Source organism: Actinomycetospora aeridis (assembly GCF_037400275.1).
GTDB lineage: Bacteria > Actinomycetota > Actinomycetes > Mycobacteriales > Pseudonocardiaceae > Actinomycetospora > Actinomycetospora aeridis.
Map to the genome: position 1 here is coordinate 1 of NZ_JBBEGL010000016.1, position 24,874 is coordinate 24,874.

Annotated in this window: 25 protein-coding genes; 8 read left to right on the plus strand and 17 right to left on the minus strand. The window is 75.2% G+C overall.

All coding sequences use genetic code 11. From position 1 onward, the window contains the following. Positions 1–28 precede the first annotated feature (28 nt). From msrB to WCD41_RS29620, 3 genes are all read left to right on the plus strand, one after another. Positions 29–454, plus strand: a complete 426-nt coding sequence (gene msrB / locus WCD41_RS29610) for a peptide-methionine (R)-S-oxide reductase MsrB (RefSeq protein ID WP_337718848.1) — start codon at positions 29–31, stop codon at positions 452–454. A 63-nt stretch (positions 455–517) separates the two neighbouring features. Next, positions 518–1,258 carry a class I SAM-dependent methyltransferase gene (locus WCD41_RS29615; protein WP_337718849.1) on the plus strand — a complete coding sequence of 247 codons (741 nt, stop codon included), beginning with the start codon at positions 518–520 and terminating at the stop codon, positions 1,256–1,258. A gap of 183 nt (positions 1,259–1,441) precedes the next feature. Continuing rightward, positions 1,442–1,864 (plus strand): PH domain-containing protein, encoded by a 423-nt coding sequence (locus WCD41_RS29620; RefSeq protein WP_337718850.1) that lies wholly within the window; start codon positions 1,442–1,444, stop codon positions 1,862–1,864. 3 nt (positions 1,865–1,867) lie between these two features. Here WCD41_RS29620 and WCD41_RS29625 read toward each other — a convergent pair whose 3' ends face one another. The 5 genes from WCD41_RS29625 to hemE form a co-directional block, all read right to left on the minus strand. After that, positions 1,868–2,182, minus strand: a complete 315-nt coding sequence (locus WCD41_RS29625) for a hypothetical protein (protein WP_337718851.1) — start codon at positions 2,180–2,182, stop codon at positions 1,868–1,870. 96 nt (positions 2,183–2,278) lie between these two features. Then, complete coding sequence (hemQ, locus tag WCD41_RS29630; RefSeq protein WP_337718852.1) at positions 2,279–2,971, minus strand: hydrogen peroxide-dependent heme synthase; 693 nt, start codon at positions 2,969–2,971, stop codon at positions 2,279–2,281. Between the two features lie 30 nt (positions 2,972–3,001). Continuing rightward, a complete protein-coding gene (locus tag WCD41_RS29635) occupies positions 3,002–4,354 on the minus strand; it encodes a DUF2252 domain-containing protein (protein WP_337718853.1) in 1,353 nt (450 codons plus the stop codon). Positions 4,355–4,373: 19 nt separating this feature from the next. Then, positions 4,374–5,810, minus strand: coding sequence for a protoporphyrinogen oxidase (gene hemG / locus WCD41_RS29640; RefSeq protein ID WP_337718854.1), 1,437 nt, complete (start codon positions 5,808–5,810; stop codon positions 4,374–4,376). Next, positions 5,807–6,880 carry a uroporphyrinogen decarboxylase gene (hemE, locus tag WCD41_RS29645; protein ID WP_337718855.1) on the minus strand — a complete coding sequence of 358 codons (1,074 nt, stop codon included), beginning with the start codon at positions 6,878–6,880 and terminating at the stop codon, positions 5,807–5,809. Before hemE ends, hemG begins: the two co-directional genes overlap by 4 nt. 97 nt (positions 6,881–6,977) lie before the next feature. On the opposite strand from hemE, the gene WCD41_RS29650 reads away from it, so the two are divergent. The 3 genes from WCD41_RS29650 (at position 6,978) to WCD41_RS29660 (ending at position 10,211) form a co-directional block, all read left to right on the plus strand. Continuing rightward, entirely contained in the window at positions 6,978–7,583 is a 606-nt protein-coding gene (locus WCD41_RS29650) for a DUF3000 domain-containing protein (RefSeq protein ID WP_337718856.1), read from the plus strand. 457 nt (positions 7,584–8,040) lie between these two features. Continuing rightward, entirely contained in the window at positions 8,041–8,736 is a 696-nt protein-coding gene (locus WCD41_RS29655; RefSeq protein WP_116706142.1) for a response regulator, read from the plus strand. A 182-nt stretch (positions 8,737–8,918) separates the two neighbouring features. After that, complete coding sequence (locus WCD41_RS29660) at positions 8,919–10,211, plus strand: HRDC domain-containing protein (protein ID WP_337718857.1); 1,293 nt, start codon at positions 8,919–8,921, stop codon at positions 10,209–10,211. On the opposite strand, the gene WCD41_RS29665 is transcribed toward WCD41_RS29660, so the two are convergent. From WCD41_RS29665 to WCD41_RS29700, 8 genes are all read right to left on the minus strand, one after another. Next, positions 10,199–11,290 carry a sensor histidine kinase gene (locus WCD41_RS29665; protein ID WP_337718916.1) on the minus strand — a complete coding sequence of 364 codons (1,092 nt, stop codon included), beginning with the start codon at positions 11,288–11,290 and terminating at the stop codon, positions 10,199–10,201. The two genes, WCD41_RS29660 and WCD41_RS29665, sit on opposite strands and share 13 nt — an antisense overlap. Before the next feature lie 119 nt (positions 11,291–11,409). Continuing rightward, complete coding sequence (locus WCD41_RS29670; RefSeq protein WP_337718858.1) at positions 11,410–12,081, minus strand: response regulator transcription factor; 672 nt, start codon at positions 12,079–12,081, stop codon at positions 11,410–11,412. A gap of 52 nt (positions 12,082–12,133) precedes the next feature. Beyond that, complete coding sequence (dxs, locus tag WCD41_RS29675) at positions 12,134–14,137, minus strand: 1-deoxy-D-xylulose-5-phosphate synthase (RefSeq protein WP_337718859.1); 2,004 nt, start codon at positions 14,135–14,137, stop codon at positions 12,134–12,136. 99 nt (positions 14,138–14,236) lie between these two features. Beyond that, the gene (locus WCD41_RS29680) at positions 14,237–14,821 is read right to left on the minus strand and encodes a class I SAM-dependent methyltransferase (protein WP_337718860.1); all 585 of its coding nucleotides are present in this window, start codon (positions 14,819–14,821) and stop codon (positions 14,237–14,239) included. Positions 14,822–14,859: 38 nt separating this feature from the next. Next, on the minus strand, positions 14,860–16,158 hold the full coding sequence (locus WCD41_RS29685; RefSeq protein WP_337718861.1) for a M20 metallopeptidase family protein: 1,299 nt from the start codon (positions 16,156–16,158) through the stop codon (positions 14,860–14,862). Further along, complete coding sequence (locus WCD41_RS29690) at positions 16,155–17,336, minus strand: amidohydrolase family protein (RefSeq protein ID WP_337718862.1); 1,182 nt, start codon at positions 17,334–17,336, stop codon at positions 16,155–16,157. The genes WCD41_RS29685 and WCD41_RS29690 overlap by 4 nt, the downstream gene beginning before the upstream one ends. 44 nt (positions 17,337–17,380) lie before the next feature. Then, complete coding sequence (locus WCD41_RS29695) at positions 17,381–18,631, minus strand: class I SAM-dependent RNA methyltransferase (RefSeq protein ID WP_337718863.1); 1,251 nt, start codon at positions 18,629–18,631, stop codon at positions 17,381–17,383. Continuing rightward, a complete protein-coding gene (locus WCD41_RS29700) occupies positions 18,628–20,721 on the minus strand; it encodes an APC family permease (protein WP_337718864.1) in 2,094 nt (697 codons plus the stop codon). Before WCD41_RS29700 ends, WCD41_RS29695 begins: the two co-directional genes overlap by 4 nt. A gap of 109 nt (positions 20,722–20,830) precedes the next feature. Between WCD41_RS29700 and WCD41_RS29705 the strand changes: the two genes are divergently transcribed. After that, positions 20,831–21,496, plus strand: coding sequence for a potassium channel family protein (locus tag WCD41_RS29705; RefSeq protein WP_337718865.1), 666 nt, complete (start codon positions 20,831–20,833; stop codon positions 21,494–21,496). Between the two features lie 2 nt (positions 21,497–21,498). Continuing rightward, entirely contained in the window at positions 21,499–22,167 is a 669-nt protein-coding gene (locus tag WCD41_RS29710) for a potassium channel family protein (protein WP_337718866.1), read from the plus strand. A 43-nt stretch (positions 22,168–22,210) separates the two neighbouring features. Here the strand turns inward: WCD41_RS29710 and WCD41_RS29715 are convergent, their stop codons facing one another. The 4 genes from WCD41_RS29715 to dut all read right to left on the minus strand — a co-directional run bounded on the left by WCD41_RS29715 (position 22,211) and on the right by dut (position 24,853). Then, the gene (locus WCD41_RS29715; protein WP_337718867.1) at positions 22,211–22,924 is read right to left on the minus strand and encodes a DUF3159 domain-containing protein; all 714 of its coding nucleotides are present in this window, start codon (positions 22,922–22,924) and stop codon (positions 22,211–22,213) included. Positions 22,925–23,111: 187 nt separating this feature from the next. Beyond that, positions 23,112–23,486 (minus strand): OB-fold nucleic acid binding domain-containing protein, encoded by a 375-nt coding sequence (locus WCD41_RS29720; RefSeq protein WP_337718868.1) that lies wholly within the window; start codon positions 23,484–23,486, stop codon positions 23,112–23,114. Positions 23,487–23,594: 108 nt separating this feature from the next. Then, complete coding sequence (locus WCD41_RS29725) at positions 23,595–24,329, minus strand: DUF3710 domain-containing protein (protein ID WP_337718869.1); 735 nt, start codon at positions 24,327–24,329, stop codon at positions 23,595–23,597. After that, a complete protein-coding gene (gene dut / locus WCD41_RS29730) occupies positions 24,326–24,853 on the minus strand; it encodes a dUTP diphosphatase (RefSeq protein ID WP_337718870.1) in 528 nt (175 codons plus the stop codon). The genes WCD41_RS29725 and dut overlap by 4 nt, the downstream gene beginning before the upstream one ends. Between the last annotated feature and the right edge of the window lie 21 nt (positions 24,854–24,874).

Here is a 24,874-nt window from a genome sequence, read left to right on the forward strand (position 1 = left end):
CGGTGGCGCGCCGTATTAGCCTGGACGCATGAGCAGTGACGCCTCGATCGGCACCCCGAAGGTCAGCAGGTCCGACGCGGAGTGGCGCGAGCAGCTGACGCCCGAGGAGTACCAGGTGCTGCGCCAGGCGGGCACCGAGCGCCCCTTCACCGGTGAGTACGACGAGGTCTTCACCGAGGGCGTCTACTCCTGCCGCGCCTGCGGCGCCGAGCTCTTCCGGTCCGAGACCAAGTTCGCCTCCCACTGCGGGTGGCCGTCGTTCTACGCCCCCTCCGCCGACGACAACGTGATCCTGCGCGAGGACCGCGCGATGGGCATGACGCGCGTCGAGGTGCTGTGCGCGACCTGCCACTCCCACCTGGGGCACGTCTTCAGCGGCGAGGGCTACGGCACGCCCACCGACCAGCGCTACTGCATGAACTCGGTGAGCCTGCGCCTCGAACCGACCGGCTGACGGCGGGCCCGGACCCCACCCCCGGTGTTCGCTGGGCGTGAGGATCGCTACGGTTTTCGGCCGATGACAGCCACGCTGACCTCCCGCGACCGCCCCCGACGGGTGATGCGCGCCCTGGCTCGCCACCTCGCCCCGGTCCAGCCGCGGCGCCTGCTGGTCGCCGCGGGACGCCGTCTCTCGCCCCGCCAGCTCACCGGCCTGCGCACCGCCCTCGGCGCGCTGGAGCAGGGCAGCTGGATCGGGCGCCTGGAGGCGCACGTGCCCAACCGCGGCGACCGGTTCGCCGTGTTCGGCGAGATCGTGGAGCGCCTCCGCTCGCCGCGGCCCCTGTACCTGGAGTTCGGCGTCCACGAGGGCCGCACCCTGCGCTGGTGGAGCGAGCACCTGACCGCGCCCGGCGCTCGGATGATCGGCTTCGACAGCTTCGACGGCCTGCCCGGCGACTGGCACGCCGACGCGCCGGGGGGCAGCTTCGCCACCGGCCGCATCCCGGAGATCGACGACCCTCGGGTCGAGATCGTGCCCGGCTGGTTCTCCGACACCCTGCCGGGCCGCGACCTCCCGCCGCACGACGAGCTCGTCGTCAACGTCGACTGCGACCTCTACTCGAGCACCCGCGAGGTGCTCGACTGGCTCGAGGGCCACCTGCGGCCCGGCACGCTCGTCTACTTCGACGACCTGTTCGACCACGACGCGGAGCTGCGTGCCGTGTGGGAGTGGGTGGACACCCACCAGGAGGCGGTGCGCCCGCTGTCGATGGCCCGCTGGGGCCAGCACCTCCTCCTGGAGTACCGCCGCCCCTGACCCTCCCGCCTACACACTGGACCGAACGGAGCAGCGCAGGCCCCCGCAGCGAGGTTTTCGGCCGCGACACCCGGTGTCCGACGCCACCGGTGGGGGGCGTGGCCGGGCAGGATCGCTAGCGTCGGGAGACGGCCACCGCGCCTCGCGCCGGAACCGCCAGCGTCAGAGAGGACGATGCCGTCGATGGGTCACCCGCTGCGCCCGGGCTCCGCCCAGGACCACCACCCGCGCCGCCCGCACCCGCTCTCGGCCCGACTGCCGCGCTTCGACGAGACGGTGCAGTACGACGTCATCCGCGACACCCTCATGCCCGAGGAGCAGATCGACGGCGTCTACGCCAGCGACAGCGCCGGCATCGCGCTGTGCGGGATCACCAACCGCCGCGTGATCCTGCTCGACACCGCATTCCCCGGCGGCCGGGCGGCGCTCATCACCGCGCCGTACAGCCGCATCACCACGGTCTCGTACGTGTCCGCGGAAGACGAGCCGATCTTCTCGAACACCGTCGCCATCCAGGTGGGGCGGACGTTCTACGAGGTGACCTGCCGCGGGCCGGAACAGGCCGCGGAGATCCACGACCTCATCACCTGGCACCTCATCGACTGACCCTCACCGGCTGAGGGCGAGCACCCCGTCCCGCGGGGCGATGAGCTCCTCGACCCCGACCGCGGTGATCCCGCGCTCACGGGCCACCCGGACGACGAGGTCGGTCAGGTACGGCCAGGTGCACACCACGGCGTCGACGTCGCGGCCGACCAGCTCGCCGACGCGGGCGGCGACGCGCGTCGCGATGTCGCGGCCCGGCTCGAGCAGGGTGCGGTCCACGAGGTGGACGTCGACGACGCCCGGGGCGTGCTCGGCGAGCAGCCGGCGGGCCTCCCGGACGTGATCGGCCGCCACGTGCAGGAAGCCGACGGTCGCCACACACGGAATATGTCATGTCGCGGTGCGTGAAGCGACTACTTGATCGATGTACGGCTCGTCCGGTACGTCGGACGGTGCCCCCTGTTACGGCAGCGTCTACGGCAGCGAGGTGACGAGCTGCTCCGGCGACACGCGCGGCCCCGTGTGGAACGGGAGCTCCTCGCGGACGTGGCGCCGCGCCTCGGTGGCCCGCAGGTCGCGCATGAGGTCGACGATGCGGTCGAGCTGGTCGGACTCGAAGGCGAGGATCCACTCGTAGTCGCCCAGCGCGAAGGCCGGCACCGTGTTGGCGCGGACGTCGGCGTAGCCGCGCGCGGCCTTGCCGTGGTCGGCCAGCATCGTGCGCCGCTCCTCGTCGGGCAGCAGGTACCAGTCGAGCGAGCGGACGAACGGGTAGAGGCACAGGTAGCCCTTGGGCTCCTCCCCCGCGATGAACGCCGGGACGTGGCTCTTGTTGAACTCGGCGGGCCGGTGCAGCGCCGTCCCCGACCAGGTCGGCGTCGACGCCCGGCCGAGACCCGTGCGGCGCAGCGCCGTGTAGGTGGCCTGCAGCGACTCGATGTCGGGAGCGTGCGTCCAGACCATCCAGTCGGCGTCGGCGCGCATGCCGGCGAGGTCGTAGAGCCCGCGCGTCACGACGCCCTTGCCCTCGGCCTGGTCGATGACGCCGGCGAGCTCCTCACCGAGGGCCGCGCGGTCCTCGGGCAGGCGCGCCGGGTCGGTGCGGAACACCGACCACATGGCGTAGCGGATCGTCGAGTTCAGCTCGTCGTAGTTCAGCCGGGCCACGCGGTCCATCGTGCCACTACGGCCACCGGATCACAGGGACTCCTCGGTCGCCGAGACGCCGGGCACCCGGTCGGCGCGGAACGCCTCGACGAACCGCCGGTGGTCGTCGCGTACCACGGCGGCGTAGGCGCGCCCGAAGCCGACGAGGTCGTCGACGAACGCGTCCTCCCGGTCGCCGACCACGGCCAGGATGGCGTCCTCGACCTGGGTGGTGACCAGGCCCTGCTCGGCGTCGACGTCGGACACGCAGTGCGCCCGCGCGGTGGCCCGGCCGAGGTGGACCAGGACGTCGCGCAGGTCGCGGGGCTCGGTGAGGTCGTCCCAGTCGAGGTCGTTCTCGTACGGCGAGAGCTCGGCGACGACGTACCCGACGCCGCGCAGCTCGGTCCAGCCGAGCAACCGGTCGGCGTGGGCCTGCAGGGCCCGGCGCGACAGGGCGGTGCGGTGGCCGTGGTGCCGGAACGAGCCCGCCACCTCGGGGTCGTCGACGACCCGGCTCGGCGCGGCCCGCACGGCCTGCTTCATCGAGAGCACGATGTCGTTGTCGAGCGCCTCGTTCGGGCCCTCGATGAGCACGTTGTAGGCGGGCAGCCCCGCGCTGCCGATGCCGAAGCCGCTGCGCCCGACGACGTCGTGCACCGCGTACGCGGGGTCGGGCCAGCGCCGCGTGGCGGGGATCGTGTCGAGGTAGGCCTCGTAGGCGGCCACGACCTCGGCGCGCTCGTCGTCGTCGAGGCGGCGCACGCCGGGGCCCGCGCGGAAGACCCGGTCCTCGCCCTCGATCTCGGTGAGGGCGTCGAGCAGGCCCCGGCGGCTCCGCTCCCGGGCACGCTGGAGGGCCTCGCGGATCGGGCCCTCGGTGGTCGACCGGGTCAGCGCGAACTCCCGCTCGCCGGAGCCGCCGGAGAACGAGCGCACGGCGCCGAGGTAGGCCCGCAGGTAGGCGGTGGTGAGCGCGTCGATGTCGGCGTCGGAGAACGCCTTCGACCAGCCGAGCAGGGCGACGCTCGCGACCAGGCGTCGCAGGTCCCAGGTCCACGGCGCCACGTAGGCCTCGTCGAAGTCGTTGACGTCGAAGACGAGCACCCCGTCGCCGTCGAGGTAGGTGCCGAAGTTCTCGGCGTGCAGGTCGCCCTGGATCCACACGCGGCGCGTCCGCTCGTCCACCCACGGGTCGTCGAGCCGGGCGACGTCGGCGTAGTACAGCGCCGCGCTGCCCCGGTAGAACGCGAACGGCTCCGCGGCCATCTTGCGGAACTTGTTGCGGAACGCCGCCGGCGCCGCGGTCATGAGGTCGGCGAACGCGTCGGCGAGGGTGTCGACGATGTGGCGGGTCCGGGCCTCGTCGTCGTGCGCGCCGAGGTGCTCGGCGAGATCGGTCATGGGGCCAGTGTGCTCCCGATCACCCCGGCGGGTGGGCCACCGCCGCGAGGTGGTCGGCGACGCGCCGGGCGGCGGCGTCGGCGGTGGCGAGGCAGGCCGGTACCCCGACCCCGTGCAGCGTCGCGCCCGCGACCGCGAGCCCCGGCAGCGCGGCCACGCCCCGCTCGAGGGCGTCGATCCGGTCGAGGTGGCCGACGCCGTACTGCGGCAGGCCGCCGGGCCAGCGCGCCACCGCCGACTCGACGGGGACGTCCTCGATGCCGGTGAGCGCGGCGAGGTCGCTGCGCGCCGCGCTGACCAGGTCGTCGTCGTCGCGACGCAGGGCGGCGAGCGAGGCCGCGTCGCCGTGGCGGCCGATCGAGAGCCGCAGCACGGCGGTGTCGTCGGGGTCGGTGCTCGGCGCGAGGTGGGGCCACTTCTCCGAGCTGAACGTGGCCGCCTTGATCGTCCAGGGCAGGCCGTCCGGCCGCCGCTCCCCGGCCCCGACGAGGACACCGGAGCGCCCCGCGAGCGGCGCCGCCGCGGCCGCCGGCAGCGCGAGCACGACGAGCGCGGTGGACGCGAGCTCGATCTCCCCGACAGCGCGGGCGGCGTCCGGGGCGAGGTCGGCGAGCAGGCGCCGCAGGCCGGGCGCGGGGACGGCGAGCACGACCGCGTCGGCGTCGATCGGGTCGTCCTCGCCCAGGTCGGCGCGCCACCCCGTCGGCGTGCGGGTCAGCGACGTCACCGTGCGGCCGAGGCGCAGCTCCGCGCGGGCGGCGAGGGCGAGGGTGGCGGGCAGGTCGGCGACGCCGCCGCGCAGGGTCCCGAAGACCGGCACCGGCGGCGCCCCCTCCACCGGCGGGGCCGGCAGGCAGGAGCGGGCGGCGGCGAGCAGCGAGCGCGGGTCGGCGTCGAGCGCCGCGGCGAGGGCGGGCACGGTGGCCCGCAGGCCCAGCCCGTCGGCGTGCCCGGCATAGACGCCGCCGAGCAGCGGATCGACGAGCCGGTCGGCGACCTCGTCGCCGAGCCGGTCGCGCACGAGCGCGCCCACCGCGACGTCGCCGCCGGGTTCCCAGGTGCCGGGCCGGTCCTCGCGCAGCGCGGCGAGCCCCGCGGGCGACAGCGCGCCGGCGGCGACGTCCGGGTCGCCGGGCACGCCCATGACGGTGCGCGGGGGCAGGCCCACGGTCCGCCCGCCGACACGCAGCGACGACACGGCCGGGCCGGGGTGCACCAGCTGGTCGCCCAGCCCGAGCTCGGTGATCCGCTCGGTCGCCTCGGGCCGCCGGGCCAGGAACGCCTCGGCGCCGACGTCGACCCGGCGCCCGCCGATCTCCAGCGCGGAGAGCTTGCCGCCGAGCGCCCGGGCGGACTCGACGACGACGATGTCGGCGTCGGGCCCGAGCAGCGTGCGCAGCCGGTGGGCGGCCGCGAGCCCGGAGACCCCGCCGCCGACGACGAGGACGCGGCTCACTCGGCGCTGTGCACGAGGTCGACGACCCGCGCCAGGACGTCGGGGTCGGTCTCCGGCAGGACGCCGTGGCCGAGGTTGAACACGTGGCCCGGCGCGGCGGCACCCTCGGCGAGGATGCGGCGGACCTCGTGCTCGACGACGTCCCGGCCGGCGAAGAGCAGCGCCGGGTCGAGGTTGCCCTGCAGCGCCGTGCCCGGCGGGACCCGGCCCGCCGCGACGTCGAGGGGCAGCCGCCAGTCGACCCCGACGACGTCGGCGCCGGCCTCGCCCATCGCGCCCAGCAGCTCGCCGGTGCCGACGCCGAAGTGGATCCGGGGCACGCCGGCGTCGGCGAGGCCCGCCAGCACGCGTGCCGAGTGCGGCATCACCAGCGCGCGGTAGTCGCGCTCGGAGAGGGCGCCCGCCCACGAGTCGAAGAGCTGCACCGCGTCGACGCCCGCCGCGATCTGGGCGCGCAGGAACGTCAGCGTGGTGTCGGCCAGGGCGGAGCACAGCGCGTGCCAGGTGTCGGGCTCGGCGTGCATCAGGGCCTTGGTGCGCTCGTGGTTGCGACTGGGGCCGCCCTCGACGAGGTAGGAGGCGAGCGTGAACGGCGCGCCCGCGAAGCCGATGAGCGGGGTCTCGCCGAGCTCGCGGACCAGCAGGCGCACCGCCTCGGCCACCGGGGCGACGCCGTCGGCGTCGAGCGCCGGCAGCGCGGCGACGTCGGCGGCGGAGCGCACCGGGTGCTCGACCACGGGTCCGGTGCCCGCGACGATGTCGACCCCGACGCCCGCGGCCTTCAGCGGCACCACGATGTCGGAGAAGAGGATCGCCGCGTCGACGCCGTAGCGCCGCACGGGCTGCAGGGTGATCTCGCAGGCGAGGTCCGGGGTCAGGCAGGCCTCGAGCATCCCGGTGTCGCGACGGACCTCGCGGTACTCGGGCAGGGAGCGACCGGCCTGGCGCATGAACCACACGGGGTGGTGCGACGGGCGCTCGCCGCGCGCGGCGGCGAGGAAGGACGACCCGGGCAGGTCGCGACGGTGCTGATCGGTGCCGGCGATCCCGGCGATCTCTGCCCTGCTCATGATGGGGTCCATCCTCCCACGGGGCCGGAGCGACCGGGCCGCCCGCACTCGGCGTGGGAGGTACACGCGGGAACCCGTTCGGCCTACTGTCATCGAGGTGACGGCGCCCACCACCCACCCCGAGACGTTCCGGCGCGCGGTGGACTCCCTGAGCGAGCTGGAGACGCGCGCGGAGATCGAGCTCCGGACCATGCGCCCGCCGCAGCGGCTGGCGCCCTACTCGGCGGCGTGGAGCGCCGAGGTGGTGGCCGGCCCGATGCCGCCGGGCACCGGCGAGATCGACGACGCCGACGTCGTGGTCACGGGGCGCCTCGTGCTGCTGCACGACCCGGAGGGCCAGGACGCGTGGGACGGCACGCTGCGCGTGGTCACCTTCGTCCGCGCCGAGCTCGACCCGGAGCACGCGGGTGACCCGATGCTGCCGGAGGTGGCGTGGTCCTGGCTCACGGGCGCGCTCGAGGACTCGGGCGCGGCGTGGACCGCGCTGGGCGGCACCGTGACGCAGACCGCGTCGGTCCGCTTCGGTGACATCAGCGGCCCGACCCACGCGAACGACCTCGAGCTGCGGGCGTCCTGGACGCCGACCGAAGAGGTCCTGACCGCGCACGGCGACGCGTTCGCGGGCGTCCTCGCCATCGCCGCGGGACTTCCTCCCGAGGGCGTGACGACGCTCGGTGCCCGCCGCGCCGGACGATCCGGCTGACACATTTTTCCGGTACCACCGGTATCGATGTCGGAATTTTTTTCGCACTTCTGCAGGCCGTCGCGCGCCCTCCGAGGATGCAAAGCCTGACGTCCGATCAGCCTGCCGAGGCTGCGCCCGACACGCGTAGCCGTTGGAGCGTTGGTTGCAGCCGCCCTGGGACGGTCGGCGCCACTCGACACTCTCCGTAGCAGTAGTTACACCGAGTGTTACTGCGAGACGATTTCGTGGAGTCTGTCCACTCCAAAGGGTGACCGCGACCGCGTAACGCGGGAAACTCCACCGAGCGAAGTTGGCCCTGATGCTCTCGTTAACTCGCCCGGGGGGATATCTTCTCTCGCACGCACTTCCTCGTCCGATCGGCGGCGCGGTCGATGGTTCGGGGGCCCGGTGCGGAATGTCGGGGGGCAAGACCGACTTCTTGGAGGTACTCAACGTGGCAACCGTGGGCCCAGGCATGGCCCTTCGCGGCGTCGCGAGCGGCCTGCTGCCGCCGGCCATGGTCCCGCATCCGCGGGAAGAGATGTTCACCGTGCTGGTGGTCGACGACCACCCGCTGTTGCGCGAAGCCATCGCGCAGCGGCTCTCCTCGATGGGCGCGGGCACCGTCCACGAGGCGGCCTCGATCTCCGAGGCCCGCACGCGAGCCCTGGCCTCCGGGCCGTGCGACCTCGCGATCCTCGACCTCGGGCTGCCGGACGGCAGCGGTCTCGACCTGATCGCGGAGCTCCGCGCCCAGGGCTGGAACCGCGTCGTCGTCCTCGCGGCCTCCGACGACCCGTCGGCGGTCCGTGCGGCCTTCCAGGCGGGCGCCCAGGCGTACCTGCTGAAGTCGGCGTCGCCCGGTGTGGTCACCGACGGCGTGCGCCGTGTCCTCGAGGGCGGCCTCTACGCCGACCCGTCGGTCGCTCCCCTGCTCGCGGCGGGCACCCGCGTGCCGGCGACCGACAACACCCCGCGGGAGCTCTCGGCCCGCGAGGTCGAGGTGCTGCAGCTGGTCGCCGACGGCCGCTCCAACAAGGAGATCGGTGACGCGCTGAGCCTCTCGGCGCTGACGGTGAAGAGCCACCTCTCGCGGATCGGGCGCAAGCTCGGCACGGGCGACCGTGCGCAGATGGTCGCGCTGGCCATGCGGGCCGGCGTCATCCGCTGAGCGCGAGGGCACGCAGGTCGGCGCCCGCCGTGGCGGGGCGGTCGACCTCGGGCACGCGGTCCACGGACCCCGCCGGTGACGCCGGCGGGGCCCGTGACCGGGCGCCGGAGGGCCTCGACACGCCGGTCGCTCCCCCCGGATCTCCCGCGGACGCGGGCGACGAGGGGCAGACTGTCTCCTTCGTGACGGCAGACACGGATCCGGCGGATGACCAGGGCGCCGTCGACCTGCTCGAACCGGCCGAAGGCGTACCGCCGCTCGTCACCGACCGTGCGGCGCTGGCGGACGCTGCGGCTGCTCTGGCCTCGGGTCACGGTCCGGTCGCGGTCGACGCCGAGCGGGCGTCGGGCTACCGCTACTCCGCCCGCGCCTATCTGGTGCAGCTGCGCCGGGAGGGAGCGGGCAGCTTCCTCGTCGACCCCATCGCCTGCGACGGCGACCTCGCGGTGCTCGGCGAGGCCCTGCGCGGTGTCGAGTGGGTGCTGCACGCGGCGTCGCAGGACCTGGCCTGTCTGGCCGAGGTCGGCATGCGCCCGGACACCCTGTTCGACACCGAGCTCGCCGGGCGCCTCGTCGGCTACCCGCGCGTCGGGCTCGGCCCGCTCACCGAGCACCTGCTGGGCGTGCGGCTGCAGAAGGGCCACGGCGCCGCTGACTGGTCACGCCGCCCGCTGCCGGCCGACTGGCTCACCTACGCCGCGCTCGACGTCGAGCTCCTGATCCAGCTCCGCGACGCGGTCGCCGCCGACCTCGAGCGCCAGGGCAAGACCGCCTGGGCCGAGCAGGAGTTCGAGGCGGTCCGCCTCGCCCCTCCCCCGCCGCCACGCGCCGAGCCGTGGCGGCGCACCTCCGGGCTGCACAAGGTCCGCAGGCCGGCCGCGCTCGCCGTCGTCCGCGAGCTCTGGGAGTCCCGCGACGAGCTCGCCGCCGTCCGCGACATCGCCCCGGGCCGCCTCCTGCCGGACGCGGCGATCGTCGACGCCGCGCTGCGCGAGCCCGCCCGGCGCGACGAGCTCGTCGCCATGCCGGTCTTCCGGGGCCGCGCCCAGCGCCGCCTCGCCGACCGGTGGTGGTCGGCGATCGAGCGCGCCCGCGCGCTGCCGCGCTCCCGCTGGCCGGCCAGCGCGATGGCGCCCGACGGGCCGCCGCCCGCGCACCGCTGGGGCGACAAGGACCCGGCGGCCGCCGCCCGTCTCGCCGCCGCCCGCGCCGCGCTCGCCGGGCTCTCGGAGCGCACCGGCACGCCGGTGGAGAACCTCGTGACACCCGACCTCGTGCGCCGCCTGTGCTGGGCGCCGCCGGAGGCACCCGACGCCGCCACGACGGCCGCCACCCTGCGGGAGCTCGGTGCCCGGCCGTGGCAGGCCGAGCTGGCCGCGCCCCTCCTGGCCGAGGCGCTGCTGGCGCAGCCGCCCGAGCCCCCCGAGTCGTCCGCGTCCTCCGCGCCCTCCGGGACCGCCGCTCAGGAGTCCTGAGCCACGCGGCCCGGCAGCACCACCCGGACCGCCAGGCCCCCGCCCTCGACGGGCTCGGCGACGGCCCGCCCGCCGTGGGCCTGGGCCACGGCCCGCACGATCGACAGGCCCAGACCCGTGCCGGTGCCGGTGCGGCCCGCGCCCCGGCGGAACGGCTCGAAGAGCTCGGCGACCATGGCGGGCGCCACCACCGGCCCGGACGAGGACACCTCGAGCACCGCGTGCCCGTCCTCGACGCCGGTGCGCACCGCCAGCCAGCCGCTCTCGACGTTGTGGCGCACCGCGTTCTCGAGCAGGTTGCCCGCCACCCGCCCCAGCAGCGCGGCGTCCCCCGCGACACCGGCCGGGGCCAGGTCGGTGCGCACGTGCAGAGCGCGGTCGCGGGCCTCGGCGCGCACGGCGTCCAGGGCGCCCGGAACGGTCTCGGCGAGGTCGACCGGGTCGGCGGACACCGAGTCGGCGGCCTCGGTACGGGCGAGCAGCAGCAGGCCCGCGACGAGGTCCTCGGCGCGGCGCGTGGCCTCGCGGAGCACCTCGCCCATGCGCCGCAGCTCGGTGACGTCGGCGTCCGGGTCGGCGAGTGTCACGTCCACCTCGGTGCGCAGCACCGCCAGCGGCGTGCGCAGCTCGTGGCTCGCATTGGCCACGAACCGGCGCTGGGCGTCGAACGCCGCCTGGAGGCGATCGAGCATCGCGTCGAACGTCGCGGCCAGCTCGGCGACCTCGTCGCGGGGACCGGAGAGCCCGATGCGCGCGTCGAGCGACTCGGCCGACAGCCGCCGCGCGGTCGCCGTGACGTCGTGCAGCGGGCGCAGCACCCGGCGGACCAGCACCCAGGACACGATCGCGGCGGCGACGACCACCATCGCGAACGCCACCGACCCCAGCCGCAGCACCTCGACGCGGGCCGACTTCGTCAGCGCGTCGGCGAGCTGCCCCGCCGGCACCGGCAGGCCGTCGACCAGCACCGGGGTGTCGGGCGGGAGCTGCGGGACACCGGCGGCGACCTCGCCGACCAGGACCCAGCCGAGCCACACCAGCAGCACGGCCACCAGGGCCACCAGGCCGGTGGCGAGCATCGTCAGCCGGACGCGGAGCCCCGGGCCGCGGCGCAGCACGGGGGCTCCAGTCGGTCCGGGGGTCACCGCGGTGACGCTACGGGGCGGGGTGCAGCACCCCGTGAAGGGTGGCCGGACGGTCAGACGGTGGCCGGCGTCCCGGCGGGGACGCGGTAGCCCGAGCCCACGACGGTGTCGATGATCCCCGGCTCGCCGAGCTTCTTGCGCAGCGTCATCACGGTGACCCGCACCGTGGTGGTGAACGGGTCGGCGTTCTCGTCCCAGACCCGCTCGAGCAGCTCCTCGGAGCTGACGACCGAGCCGCCCGCGGCCATGAGCACCTCGAGCACCCCGAACTCCTTGCGGGTCAGCTCGAGCGTCGTGATGCCGCGCGTGACGGTGCGCTTGGCGGGGTCGAGCACGACGTCGGCCGAGCGCAGCACCGGCGGGACCGCGGGCGTGGCGCGGCGGCCGAGGGCGCGCACGCGGGCGACCAGCTCGGGGAAGTCGAACGGCTTGGGCAGGTAGTCGTCCGCGCCGAGCGCGAGACCCTCGACCTTGTCGCGCAGCGTGCCGCTCGCCGTGAGCATGATGACGCGGGTGACGCCACCGACGATCTCCGCGCACAGCTCGTCGCCGGAGCGTCCCGGCAGGTCCCGGTCGAGGACGACGACGTCGTAGCGCGTCACGCCGACCTTCTCGCTGCCCTCGTCGCCGTCGTACGCGACGTCGACCGCCATGCCCTCACGACGCAGACCCCTCGCCAGGGCGTCGGCCAGGGCCTGCTCGTCCTCCACGATCAGTACTCGCACGTGTTCCACGGTGCCACAGGTCACCTGAGCGAGCGCTGAGAAAAGCCGCAGGTCAGCGTGCGAGATCCGCGTCCGGGACGGTCAGCGCCTCGCGGCCGGAGACGGGGCGGCCGGAGACCCACTCGGTGATCCGGCGGGCGACGTCGGCGTCGGTGAGCCCGGCCCTCGCGAGCACCTGGCCGCGGGAGGCGTGCGCGAGGAACTCCTGGTCGAGGCCGAGACGCCGCACGGGCACGTCGACGCCGTCGGCCGAGAGCGCCTCGGCGAGCGCCGAGCCCACCCCGCCGTGCCGCCCGCCGTCCTCGACGGTGACGACGAGCCGGTGCTCGCCGGCGAGGGTCCGCAGCGCCTCGGGCACGGGCTGCACCCACCGCGGGTCGACGACGGTGACGCCGATCCCCTGCGCGGTCAGGCGCTCCGCGGCCTGCACACCGAGCTCGCCGAAGGCCCCCACGGTGACCAGCAGGACGTCGGGGACGTCGGGCAGATCGGCGTCGGGCAGCCGGTCGACGGCGGTGGGGCGCGGGGCGGCCAGCGAGGGCCGCTGCGGCTCGGCGAGGACGTCGATTCGCCCCGGGCCGCTCGCCGGCCCGAGCGAGCGGACGGCGGGCACCGACGCCGGCACCGCGCCCTTCGACCAGCGCAGCGCCGTCGGCCCGTCGTCGATGCCGACCGCCTCGCGCAGCTCGTCGCGCAGGGTGACCGCGTCGCGCGGGGCCGCGACCCGCAGGCCCGGCACGATCCCGAGGATCGAGAGGTCCCACATGCCGTTGTGGCTCGCGCCGTCGCTGCCGGTCACGCCGGCCCGGTCGAGCGCGATCGTCACCGGCGCGCGGTGCAGCGCCACGTCCATGAGCAGCTGGTCGAACGCGCGGTTGAGGAACGTCGAGTAGATCGCGACGACGGGGTGCATCCCGCCCGCGGCGAGCCCGGCGGCCGAGGTCATCGCGTGCTGCTCGGCGATGCCCACGTCGAAGAGCCGCTCCGGGTAGGCCTCGCCGAACGCCGCGAGCCCGGTGGGGCCCTGCATGGCGGCGGTGATCGCGACGATGTCGGAGCGCTCGCGGCCCAGCTCCAGCATCGACTCGGTGAACACCGAGGTCCAGTCCCGGGGCTTGGGCCCGACCGGCTGCCCGGTCTCCGGGTCCAGCGGCCCCGGCGAGTGCATGAGGTCGGCCTCGTCGGCCTCGGCGGGCGCGAACCCGCGACCCTTCGCGGTGACGGCGTGCACGACGACCGGCCCGCCGAAGTCGCGGGCGCTCTGCAGGGCGTGCTCCATGGCCTCGATGTCGTGGCCGTCGACGGGGCCGAGGTACTTCAGCCCGAGGTCGGCGAACAGCGGCTGGGGGCTCAGGGCGTCCTTCATCCCGGCCTTCGCGGCGTGCAGCGCCGAGTACAGCGTCGAGCCCAGCACCGGCATGCGCTGCACCGCGCGCTTGCCGTGCTCGAGCACCTGCTCGTAGCGGGGCAGCAGGCGCAGCGAGGTGAGCTTGCGGGACAGCCCGCCGATCGTCGGCGAGTACGAGCGGCCGTTGTCGTTGACGACGATGACCACCGGCCGGTCGGGCGCGGCGGCGATGTTGTTGAGCGCCTCCCAGCACATCCCGCCGGTGAGCGCGCCGTCGCCGACGATCGCGACGACCGAGCGGTCGCGCCCGGTCAGCGCGTCGGCCTTGGCCAGCCCGTCCGCCCAGGACAGTGCCGTCGACGCGTGGGAGTTCTCGACGAGGTCGTGCTCGCTCTCGCCGCGGCTGGGGTAGCCGGACAGCCCGCCGCCCTGGCGCAGGCTGTCGAAGTCGCCCGCGCGCCCGGTGAGGATCTTGTGGACGTAGCTCTGGTGACCCGTGTCGAAGATCAGCGCGTCCCGCGGGGAGTCGAACACCCGGTGCAGGGCGAGCGTCAGCTCGACCACACCCAGGTTCGGCCCGAGGTGCCCGCCCGTGCGGCACACCTTGTCCACCAGGAACGCACGGATCTCCGCGGCGAGGGCGACGACCTCGTCCGCGTCGAGCCCGCGCAGATCCGCGGGGGTGCGGACACGGTCCAACAACGTCACGGGGTCACCTCGACTGGCGAATCGGTCCAGACTTCTCAGCGCGCCAGTCTACGGACGCGGGCAGGACCCGCAGTCCGCGTGCGTCACCTGGTCCGTCACTCAGAGGCGGGGTCGGCGCGCGACGTAGACCACGGCCGGCGGGATGTTCGCGAGCACCGTGCGCGTCACCACGACCTCCTCGAAGTTCGCCTCGAGGTTGCGCTGCACCTTCTTCGCGTCCGGGAAGAAGCGGATCCAGGCGTGGGCGAGCTGCGTCACCGCACCGCCGGGGGCGGCGAGCCGGGCCAGCGGCTCGAAGATCGACCGGCCCCGCCGCGGCGCGGTCGCGAGCCACGGCAACCCGGAGACGGTGAGGTCGGTGCGCACCCCCTCGGCCAGGAGCCGCTCGACCACCGCGTGGGCGTCGTCGCAGATCACCTCGACCTTCGGGTGCCGCTCGGCGAGCACCGCGGCCATGCGCGGGTTGAACTCGACGGCGATGTGGCGCCCGCGACCGGCGAGCTTCTCCTGGATGACGTCGGTGACCTGCCCGGTGCCGGCGCCGAGGTCGAGGACCACCGGGTCGCCGGTCTCGGGCAGCGGCGCCGCGGCCTGGCGGCACAGCGGGGCGAAGCTGGGGAACAGGGCGGCGACGTTGAGGGGGTCGCGCAGGAACTCGCGGGCGAACGCCTGGATCTCGGTCACGGTGACTCGTCGGCTCCGGGTGGGGGGTGGGGAGGCGTCTATGCGGGCGGGGCGGCCGCCGGCACCGGCGCCGCCAGGGCGGCGCCCGCGGCGGTCACGGCGGCGAGCAGGGCCCGGGCGACCTCGCCGACCATCGCGTCGTCCGGCGAGAACTCGGGGTGGTGCAGCCCCGGGCCGTCGCCGGGGGTGGTCCCGGCGGCGGCGGCGCCGACGAACAGCATCAACGACGGCAGGACCTCACCGTAGTGGGAGAAGTCGTCGGCGCCGCAGGAGCGGAACGTGGTGTCGAGCACGAGGCCCTCGGCGGCGGGCTCGGTGGTGCCGGGGTCGTCCGACCGGCGCGAGCCCAGGGCGCGCGAGACGGTGCGGGCGAGCGCGTCGTCGTTGACCACCGCGGGCTCGTTGGGCACCACCGTCAGCGTCGCGGAGCAGTCGTAGGCCCGGGCGGTGCTCTCGACGACCTCGCGCAGCGCGGCGAGGAGCTCGTCGCGGGACGCGTCGAGCGCCCGCACCGTGCCGCGGGCGGTCGCGGTCTCGGGGACGACGTTGGGCGCCGAGCCCGCCTCCATCTGCCCGAGGGTGATGACGCCGGCGGCCATGGGGTCGACCCGGCGGGACACGATGTGGTGCACGGCGGTGACGATCTGCGCGAGCGCGAGCACGGGGTCGCGCGTGCGGTGGGGGTAGCCGCCGTGCCCGCCGCGGCCGTGCACCTCGATCTCGATCTCGTCGGCGGAGGCGTTCACCGGCCCGCCGCGCACCGAGACCGTGCCCCGGGGCAGCTCGGGCTGGACGTGCACGCCCAGCACCGCGCCGACCTCGTGCGCGGCGAACCGCGGGTCCGCCGCGACGTCGGCCGCGCCCGAGGGCGCCTTCTCCTCCCGCGGCTGGAACACCGCGAGCAGCGGGGCGGGCACGCGGTCGGCGCCGACCCGGCCCAGCGCCCGCACGACCGCGACGAGCGCGGCGACGTGCACGTCGTGGCCGCACACGTGGGCCGCCGGGCCGGTGGCGCTGAAGGGCAGGCCGGTGCGCTCGACGACCGGCAGCGCGTCGAGCTCGGCGCGCACGGCGACCGCGGGCAGACCCGCGTCGGGGGGCGTGCCGAGACGCAGCATGGCGCCGGTGTCGGCGACGAGCTCCGGGACCGCGAGGTCGCCCAGGGCCGCGAGCACGAGGTCGCGGCTGTCCGCCTCGTCGCCCGAGAGCCGTGGGTCGCGGTGCAGGGCGTGGCGCAGCGCGACGGCGTCGTCGAGCTCGGCCTCGAGCGCCGCCCGGAGCGCGGGGTCGGGACGCGGCGGCTCGGCGGGGACGGGCGTGCCGGGACGGACCGTCACACCGGCATCCGCCCGTAGACCCGGCGTGCGTTGTCGGTCCCGATCATCATGGCCACCCGTTCGGCGTCGGCGGGCGCGAGCTCGTCGGTCGCGCAGAGGTGCTCCAGCAGACCACCCAGCGCCGACCGGAAGCGCAGCGCCCCCAGCAGGTGCAGCTCGGGCAGGCCGAACGCGTCGGAGGAGTAGAGCACCTTGCCGTAGGGGGCGAGCTCGAGCAGCTCGGCGATGATCGTGGCCGCCCGCGGGCCCACGTAGGGCACCGCGAGGCCCACGTCGACGTGGACGACCGCGAACACCTGCGCGAGCCAGGCGGCCTCCCGGTGGTACGGGTAGCAGTGCAGCAGCATGAGCGGCACGCCCAGCGGCTCGACGAGGCGCGCGAGGCCCACGAGCAGGGCCGGGTTGGAGCGGTGGAGGTCCTCGTCGGCGTCACCGAAGCCGGTGTGCAGCTGCAGCGGCAGCCCGGTGTCGATGCCGGCCCAGAGCGCCTGGCGCAGCAGCACCGGGTCGCGCAGCGGCTCGCCGGTGCCGGCGCGGCGGCGCAGCCACCCGTCGGCGGCCTTCCGCACCGCGTCCGGCTCGGGGCGCGTCGGGTCGACGTCGAACCCGGCCCGGTAGGCGAGCACGCTCTTGCAGGCCACGGGGACGGGGTGGCGCCCGTCGGCGGTGCGCACGGCGACGGCCTCGACCACGGCGTCGCCGTAGTCCGCGGCGGTGACGCCCGCGTCGGCCACGGCCTCGGCGACGGCCTCCAGCCGCACCACCTCGCCCACCGCGGCGCCCGCCGCCGCGCCGAGCATCGCCGGGGGCAGCAGGCCGTCGGCGGAGAAGCCGTGGTCGACGAGCACGGTGCCGACCCCGGCACCGCCCAGGAACCGCCGCGTGACCTCGTCGGGGCCGAGCTCGGCGCGGCGGGCCAGGTAGTCGTCGGGCGCGGTGTGGGCGGGCAGGTCGAGCGCGGGCGCGCACCAGCGGCGCACCGAGAACCCCAGCGCCGAGTCGAAGCTGCTCGTGCCCGGGGCGGGCGCGGCCCCCTCCGTGAGCAGGGCCTCGAAGCCCGGCCGGTCGAGCGGGCCGGCGACGACGCTGTGGCAGTGGTGGTCGACCAGGCGCACACCGTCGAGGAAGCTCACCGGCCCCGCCGGCACCAGTCCTGCGCTGACGAGGCTGCCGCTCACCGGTGATCCCCTCGACGGTCCCGGGTCCTTCGTACCGGAGTGGCTCATGACGCGAGGAGCGTTGCGACACATTCGACGTGGTGGGTCATGGGGAAGGCGTCGAAGGCACGCAGGACGTCCAGGCGGTACCCGTGCTCGGCCAGGGCCGCGACGTCGCGGGCGAGCGCGGCGGGGTCGCAGGCGACGAGCACGATCCGCGCGGCGCCCACCTGCGCGAGCTCGGAGGCCAGGCGGCGGCCGAGGCCCTTGCGCGGCGGGTCGGCGACGATCACGTCGGGCGGGCCGGGCAGCGAGCCCAGCACCTTCTCCACCCGGCTGCGGACCACCTGCACGGCGGGCAGGTCGGTCAGGCACTCCCCCGCCGCGGCGGTCGCCGCCGGGTCGCTCTCGACGAGCACCACCCGGCCCTCGGCGCCGACGCGCTCGGCCAGCGGGGCCGCGATCAGGCCCGCGCCGCCGTAGAGATCCCAGGCGCACGCCCCCGGGGTGAGCTCGCCGACGCCCTCGAGCACGGCGGCGACCACGGCGTCGGCGGCATGGGGGTGGACCTGCCAGAACGCCTCCGCGGGCAGCGCCCAGTCGCGCCCCGCCGCCTGCTCGTGGGCGGTGCCGCCGCCCAGCTCCGGGTGCCGGGCGCCCTCGAACAGCTCGGCCGCGTGCACCTCGCCCTGCGCGTCACGGACGATCTCGACCTCGGCGGTCGGGGTCCACTCCCGCTCGAGCACCGGGGCCAGCGCGCCCGGCGCGGCGATCGGGCAGTCGCCGACCGGGAGCACCTCGTGGCTGCGGTGGGCCCGCAGGCCCGGCCGGCCGTCGTCGGTGACCGCCATCCGCATCCGCGTGCGCCAGTCCAGCGGCCCGCCGGGCAGCTCCTCGACCACCACGTCCCGCTCGATCCCGGCCAGCCGCGCGAGCTGCTCGGCCACCACCGCGGCCTTGAGCTCCCGCTGGGCCGCCGGCGTCGCGTGCTGCCAGTCGCAGCCGCCGCACCCGCCCGGGCCGGCCCAGGCGCACGCCGGCGTGACGCGGTCGGGCGACTCGTGCAGCACGGCCACCGCGTCGGCACGGCAGAACGCGCCGCCGCCGTCCTCGGTGACCACGACACGCACCCGCTCGCCGGGCAGCGCGTGGCGCACGAACACGACCCGGCCCTCGTGGCGCGCCACGCAGTGCCCGCCGTGCGCGACGGCGCCCACGTCCACCTCGAGCAGGCGGTCGGTCCAGTCGATCGGCGTCGACGGGTCGAGCTCCCCTATCGGCGTGCTCCCCTGTCTGCTGCGTCTCCCGGCGGTCATCGCGGTCCTGCCGGCTCGGGCTTCGTCTTCCGTGGCGGGGGCGCCGGGGCGGCGTCGGGGGGCGCGGCACCGGTGGCACCGGCGCCCGGTGGGGGTTCGTAGCCGCGGCGCGCCGAGCCGGGCGCGCCCGGGGGACGCCGGGCGGCGGCACGCTTCGACGACTCCAGCTGCCACGGGACGCTGACCACCATGACGCCCTGCTGGAACAGCAGCCTGCCCTTGAGGCGCAGGGCGCTCTGGTTGTGCAGCAGCTGCTCCCACCAGCGCCCGAGGACGTACTCCGGGATGAAGACGGTCACCACGTCCCGCGGGTTGTCGGTCCGGATGCGCTTGACGTACTGCAGGATCGGCTTCGTGATCTCCCGGTAGGGCGACTCGACGACCTTGAGCGGCACCGGGATGTCGCGGGCCTCCCACTCCGCCACCAGCGTGCGGGTGTCGGCGTCGTCGACGTTCACCGTCAGCGCCTCGAGCACGTCCGGCCGGGTCGCCCGGGCGTAGGCGACGGCCCGCAGCGTCGGCATGTGCAGGCGCGAGACCAGCACGATCGCGTGGTTGCGGCTGGGCAGCGTGCTCGTCATGACCTCGGGGGCGGCGATCTCCTCGCTGACCCGGTCGTAGTGCCGGCGGATCGAGAGCATCATGAGGAACGCGACGACCCCGGCGACGATGGCGATCCACGCGCCGACCACGAACTTCGTGACGAGCACGACCACCAGCACCGTGCCCGTCATGGCCGTGCCGAAGCCGCTGATCCACCGCGAACGCCGCAGCCGCGCCACCTCGCCCGCGTCCCGCTCCGTGCGCAGCAGCCGCGTCCAGTGCCGCACCATCCCGGTCTGGGACAGCGTGAACGACACGAACACGCCGACGGTGTAGAGCGGGATCAGCGCGGTGACCTCGGCGCCGAAGCCGACGACCAGCACCACCGCGAAGAACGCCAGGAACAGGATCCCGTTGGAGAACGCGAGCCGGTCGCCGCGGGTGTGGAGCTGTCGGGGCAGGTAGCGGTCCTGGGCGAGGATCGACCCGAGCACCGGGAAGCCGTTGAACGCGGTGTTCGCCGCCAGCACGAGGATGAGGGCGGTGAAGATCGTCACAGCCCAGAAGCCCGGCGGGAACCCGCTGAACACCGTCTCGGCGAGCTGCGCGACCAGCGTCTCCTGGCGGTAGCCCGCCGGGGCGCCCACCAGCTGCTCGGCGGGGCGCTCGGCCATGACCACGCCCGAGGAACGGGCCAGCGCGATCATCCCGGAGAACAGGAACACCGAGATGAGCCCGAGCAGCGCCAGCGTGGTGGCCGCGTTGCGCGACTTGGGCTTGCGGAACGCCGGCACGCCGTTGCTGATCGCCTCGACGCCGGTGAGCGCCGCGCAGCCCTGGGTGAACGAGCGCAGCACCAGGAAGACCAGGGCGAGCTGGGTGAGGTCGTCGGTGGAGTCGCCCCCGCCCTCGGGCAGCACGCCGAACCCGGCGCTGGGGGCGACCAGGTCCTGGCCGAGGGCCAGCCGCACGGCCCCGACGACGATCATGCCGACCATGCAGACGATGAAGCAGTAGGTCGGGATCGCGAAGGTGACGCCCGACTCGCGGACCCCGCGCAGGTTGACGGCGGTGAGGACGACGATCGCGGCGACCGCGAAGAGCACCTTGTGGTCGCCGACGAACGGCACGAGCGCGCCGAGGTTGTCCGCCGCCGACGACACCGACACCGCGACCGTCAGCGTGTAGTCGACGAGCAGCGCGCTCGCCACCGTGAGGCCGGCGTAGCGGCCCAGGTTGACGGTCGCGATCTCGTAGTCGCCGCCGCCCGAGGGGTAGGCGTGCACGTTCTGGCGGTAGCTGACGACCACCGTGATGAGGACGACGATCACCGCGACGCCGACCCAGGGCGAGAGCGCGTAGGCGCCCAGTCCCGCGAGGGACAGGGTGATCAGCACCTCCTGCGGGGCGTACGCGACCGACGACAGGGCGTCGGAGGCGAACACCGGCAGGGCGATGCGCTTGCGCAGCAGGGTGCCCTGCAGTGCGTCGCTGCGGAACGGCAGGCCGAGCACGAGACGCTTGGCCGCCGTGGCGAGCTTGGACACGCACGAAGCGTAGGCGCGTCCCCGCGCGCGGGCGCGTCCCGGTGAGGCGATCCGGGCGATACGGTGCGCACCGCCAATCGGGGAGTCGTGGGAGTCGGGGAGGCCGGGCGTGCACATCGTCGTGATGGGCTGCGGGCGCGTGGGGTCGTCCCTCGCGCTCGCTCTCGAGCGGCTGGGCCACGACGTGACCGTGGTCGACCGGGACCCGCAGGCGTTCCGGCGCCTCGGCAGCGACTTCCACGGGCAGGAGGTCGTCGGCGTCGGATTCGACCGCGAGACGCTCACCGCGGCGGGCATCCACCGCGCGGAGGCGTTCGCGGCGGTGTCCTCCGGCGACAACTCCAACATCATCGCCGCGCGCGTGGCCCGCGAGACCTTCGGCGTCGGCCAGGTCGTCGCCCGCATCTACGACGCCAAGCGCGCCGCGGTCTACGAGCGCCTCGGCATCCCCACCGTCGCCACCGTCCCGTGGACCACCGACCGCCTGCTGCGCATGCTGCTGCCCGACGGCGTCGCCACGGCGTGGCGCGACCCCTCGGGCACCGTCGCGATCATGCAGGTGCACTTCCACGAGGACTGGTCGGGCCGCCCGGTCACCGAGCTCGAGGAGGCGACGGGCAGCCGCGTGGCGTTCATCGTCCGCTTCGGCAGCGGCATCCTCACCACCGACGAGACCGTGCTCCAGGCCGAGGACGTCGTCTACGCCGCGGCCGTGAGCGGCACCGTCGCCGCGGTCACCGCCGCCGCGGCGGCCTCGCCGGAGAGGGCGGAGTAGGCATGCGCATCACCGTGGCCGGGGCCGGTGCGGTCGGCCGCTCCATCGCCGCCGAGCTCGTCGAGGCCGAGCACGAGGTCATGCTCATCGAGCGCGACCTCGCCCACGTCGAGCCCGAGGCCGTGCCGCAGGCCGAGTGGGTGCACGCCGACGCCTGCGAGCTCGCCTCGCTCGAGGAGGCCCGCCTGCAGGGCTGCGACGTCGTCATCGCCGCGACCGGCGACGACAAGGTCAACCTCGTCGTCTCGCTGCTCGCGAAGACCGAGTTCGCCGTGCGCCGCGTCGTCGCCCGCGTCAACGACCCCCGCAACGAGTGGCTGTTCAACGACGCCTGGGGTGTCGACGTCGCCGTGTCCACCCCGCGCATGCTCGCCGCCATGGTCGAGGAGGCCGTCACGGTCGGCGACCTCGTGCGCCTGCTGACCCTGCGCCAGGGCACCGCCAACCTCGTCGAGGTCACCCTGCCCGCCAACACCCCGCTCGCCGGGCGGGCCGTGCGCGACGTCCCCCTGCCCCGCGAGGCGGCGCTCGTCGCGATCCTGCGCGGCGGGCGCGTGATCGTGCCCCAGCCCGACGACCCGATCGAACCGGGCGACGAGCTGATGTTCGTGGCGGGCGAGGACGTCGAGGAGGAGATCCAGCGCGTCCTGCGCGGCGAGCCGGAGGAGTAGGCCGGCAGGTCGGGTTCCGCAGCGAACGTGCTGTTCGCTGCTTCTAGGCGCGCGAAGTCCCCGTTGATCTCTTGCCGCGGGAGCGGGGCGCCGGCTCGGGTTCACCCGCTGCGGCCTGGCGGCTGCGCCGGATGGCCCACACCGTGACGGCAGCCGCCAGCGCGGCGAGCGGGACACCCATGGCGATGCGCACCCAGCCGAGCCAGGTGTCGGCGTACACCGAGTCGTACAGCCACCGCTGCACCACGAACCGGGCGCCGAACACGACCACCCAGGCCAGCGAGGCGAGGTCGTAGGCACGCAGCACCCGGGGGTCGCGGCGCCACTCCTGGCCCTCGCCGTTGACGAGGTGCCAGATGACGCCGACGAGCGGGCGCCGCACGAGCACCGACAGCAGGAAGACGCCGCCGTAGACGAGGCTCGTCCAGATCCCGAGCAGGAAGAAGCCCTTGGCCTCGCCGGTGCGCCAGGCCACGAACGCGCAGACCGCGACGCCCAGCAGGCCGGACAGGGCGGGCTGGATCGCGTCGCCGCGCACGAACCGCCAGATCGCCACGGCGATCGCCGACCCCACGGCCGCCGCGATCGAGGCCACGAGGTTGCCGGACAGCGCCTGCGCGACCACGAACACGACCACCGGCACGCCCGAGGCGATGATCCCGGAGACGCCGCCCATCTGGTCGAGCAGCGTCGGGGTCCGGGGCTCGGGGGCGTCCTCCTCGGGGGCCTCCTCGATGGGCTCCTCGACCCCGTCCACCCGCCGGTCGGCGGCGAACGACTCCGTCGGCGGGTCGGCGCGGCGCAGGTCGACCGGCCCGGTCGGGGGGTCGACGGGGTCGCCGGTGGAGCGCGTCTCGGGTCGGATGGCGGACTCCCGGGGGACGGCGGGCGGGTCACCTGCACGGTACGACCCCCGACGGGCGGGAGGTCCGCCGCCCGAGGCGTCAGTGCGCGCGCTGCAGCTCGTAGTAGGGGTTGTAGATCACCTTGCGGCCGTCGCGCACGGCCACGCGCCCGCTGGCCCGGACCTTGCGGCCGGGCTCGATGCCCGGGATCCGCCGGCGTCCCATCCAGACGAGCGTGACGCCGTCGGTGCCGTCGAACAGCTCGGCCTCGAGGGTCGCGACCGAGCCGCGCGGACAGATCTCGACCGAGCGCAGGCGTCCCTTGACGGTGACGGCCTCGCCGGTGGCCGAGTCGCAGGCGCGGTTGCACCCGGACCGCACGGCCTCGGCCGACAGGTCGTCCGCGTCGAGCTCGCCGACGTCGGAGGTGAGACGGCGGACCATGCGACGCAGGAATCCGGTCTCGGCGCTCATGTGTGCTCCCGTGCACGTCGCCGCGGTGCTGTGCTCGGACGCCCCCATCGGGCGCCGTCCACCGCGGACACCCTCGAGGATAGTCCGATCGCACCCCACCGGGGTGTCTCAGGAACGACCAGGCGACGTCCCCGCCCCCGCGCGCTGCGGCAGCATCATCGGGATCACCGGGCCCTCGGGCCGCGTGATCTGGCGCGGCTTGGTGGGCATCGACTCGACGAGCGAGTCGGCGAACTCGTCCGGCACGTCCTCGGGCACCTCGAGCGGGAGCAGCGAGCGCACCGGCAGCGGGTCCGACGACCGCGACACGACGGTGCCGCGCAGCATCTCGCGCAGCATCCCGTGCAGCTTGAGGGCGTGCTGGACCGGACCGGTCCCGACGCCGCGCAGCATCCAGCGGGGCCCCTCGACGCCGACGACCCGGGCCACCGTGTTGCCGTTGCGGGCCACCAGCTCGCGGCCCCACTCCCCCCGGTCACGACGGATGGTCGCGCCCTCCTTCTGCAGCTGCGCGGCGAGCTCCTCGACCAGCTCCGGCCACAGCCCGCCGGTGCGCGGCGCGGCGAAGGCACTGACCGTCAGGCGCCCCTCGGGCACCATCGCGTGGACGGCGCGCAGCGGGCCGGACGGGTCGGGCTCGGCCTTCAGACGGGCGCCGCGCGGGACCGGGAGCTGCACCGACCCCAGGTCGAGGCGCAGACGGCCGTCCCGCGGCGCGTCCTCGGCGTCCCACGGCCCCTGACGCTGGTGGTGACGCCGGCCCGCGGGCTCCGCGGCCGCCGACACCTGCGCGACGCGCCCGGCGCGGTGCCGGTGCCGGCCCCCGCCCCCGTCCTGGCTCACGACTGCTCCCCCTGTCCCTCCGGCTGCCTGTCCGGTGTCCCGTCCGGCGCGGCGACCCCGGTCGAACCGAAGCCGCCCGCCCCCCGTGCCGACGGTGCGACGGTGGCGAGCGTCTCGAGGTCGTCGACACCCTCGAGCACCCGGAACTCGGTCTCCTCGACGCGCTGCACCACCAGCTGGGCCACGCGATCGCCGCGACGGATCGTCGCGGTCCGCGCCGGGTCGTGGTTGATCAGACACACCTGGATCTCGCCGCGGTAGCCGGCGTCCACGGTGCCCGGCGAGTTCAGCAGCCCGATCCCCTCGCGCACGGCGAGCCCCGAGCGCGGCATGACGAACGCCGCGTAGCCCTCGGGCAGCACCACGGCGACGCCGGTGCCCACCAGGGCACGCTCGCCGGGGGCGAGGGTCACGTCGCCGGACGCCGCGAGGTCCGCGCCGGCGTCACCGGGACGGGCCCGGGCCGGCACGGGGAGACCGGCGTCGAGGCGGACGAGGTCGACCTGCACCACAGCCTCGGACACGGGGGGCGAGACTACTCTGGG

Coding starts and splice junctions, on each gene's coding strand:
- WCD41_RS29615 (WP_337718849.1), top strand. CDS start 518: ATGACAGCCACGCTGACCTCCCGCGACCGCCCCCGACGGGTGATGCGC.
- WCD41_RS29620 (WP_337718850.1), top strand. CDS start 1,442: ATGGGTCACCCGCTGCGCCCGGGCTCCGCCCAGGACCACCACCCGCGC.
- WCD41_RS29655 (WP_116706142.1), top strand. CDS start 8,041: ATGGCCCTTCGCGGCGTCGCGAGCGGCCTGCTGCCGCCGGCCATGGTC.
- WCD41_RS29695 (WP_337718863.1), bottom strand. CDS start 18,631: ATGACCGCCGGGAGACGCAGCAGACAGGGGAGCACGCCGATAGGGGAG.
- WCD41_RS29710 (WP_337718866.1), top strand. CDS start 21,499: ATGCGCATCACCGTGGCCGGGGCCGGTGCGGTCGGCCGCTCCATCGCC.
- WCD41_RS29720 (WP_337718868.1), bottom strand. CDS start 23,486: ATGAGCGCCGAGACCGGATTCCTGCGTCGCATGGTCCGCCGTCTCACC.
- hemE (WP_337718855.1), bottom strand. CDS start 6,880: ATGAGCAGGGCAGAGATCGCCGGGATCGCCGGCACCGATCAGCACCGT.
- WCD41_RS29635 (WP_337718853.1), bottom strand. CDS start 4,354: ATGACCGATCTCGCCGAGCACCTCGGCGCGCACGACGACGAGGCCCGG.
- msrB (WP_337718848.1), top strand. CDS start 29: ATGAGCAGTGACGCCTCGATCGGCACCCCGAAGGTCAGCAGGTCCGAC.
- WCD41_RS29665 (WP_337718916.1), bottom strand. CDS start 11,290: ATGCTCGCCACCGGCCTGGTGGCCCTGGTGGCCGTGCTGCTGGTGTGG.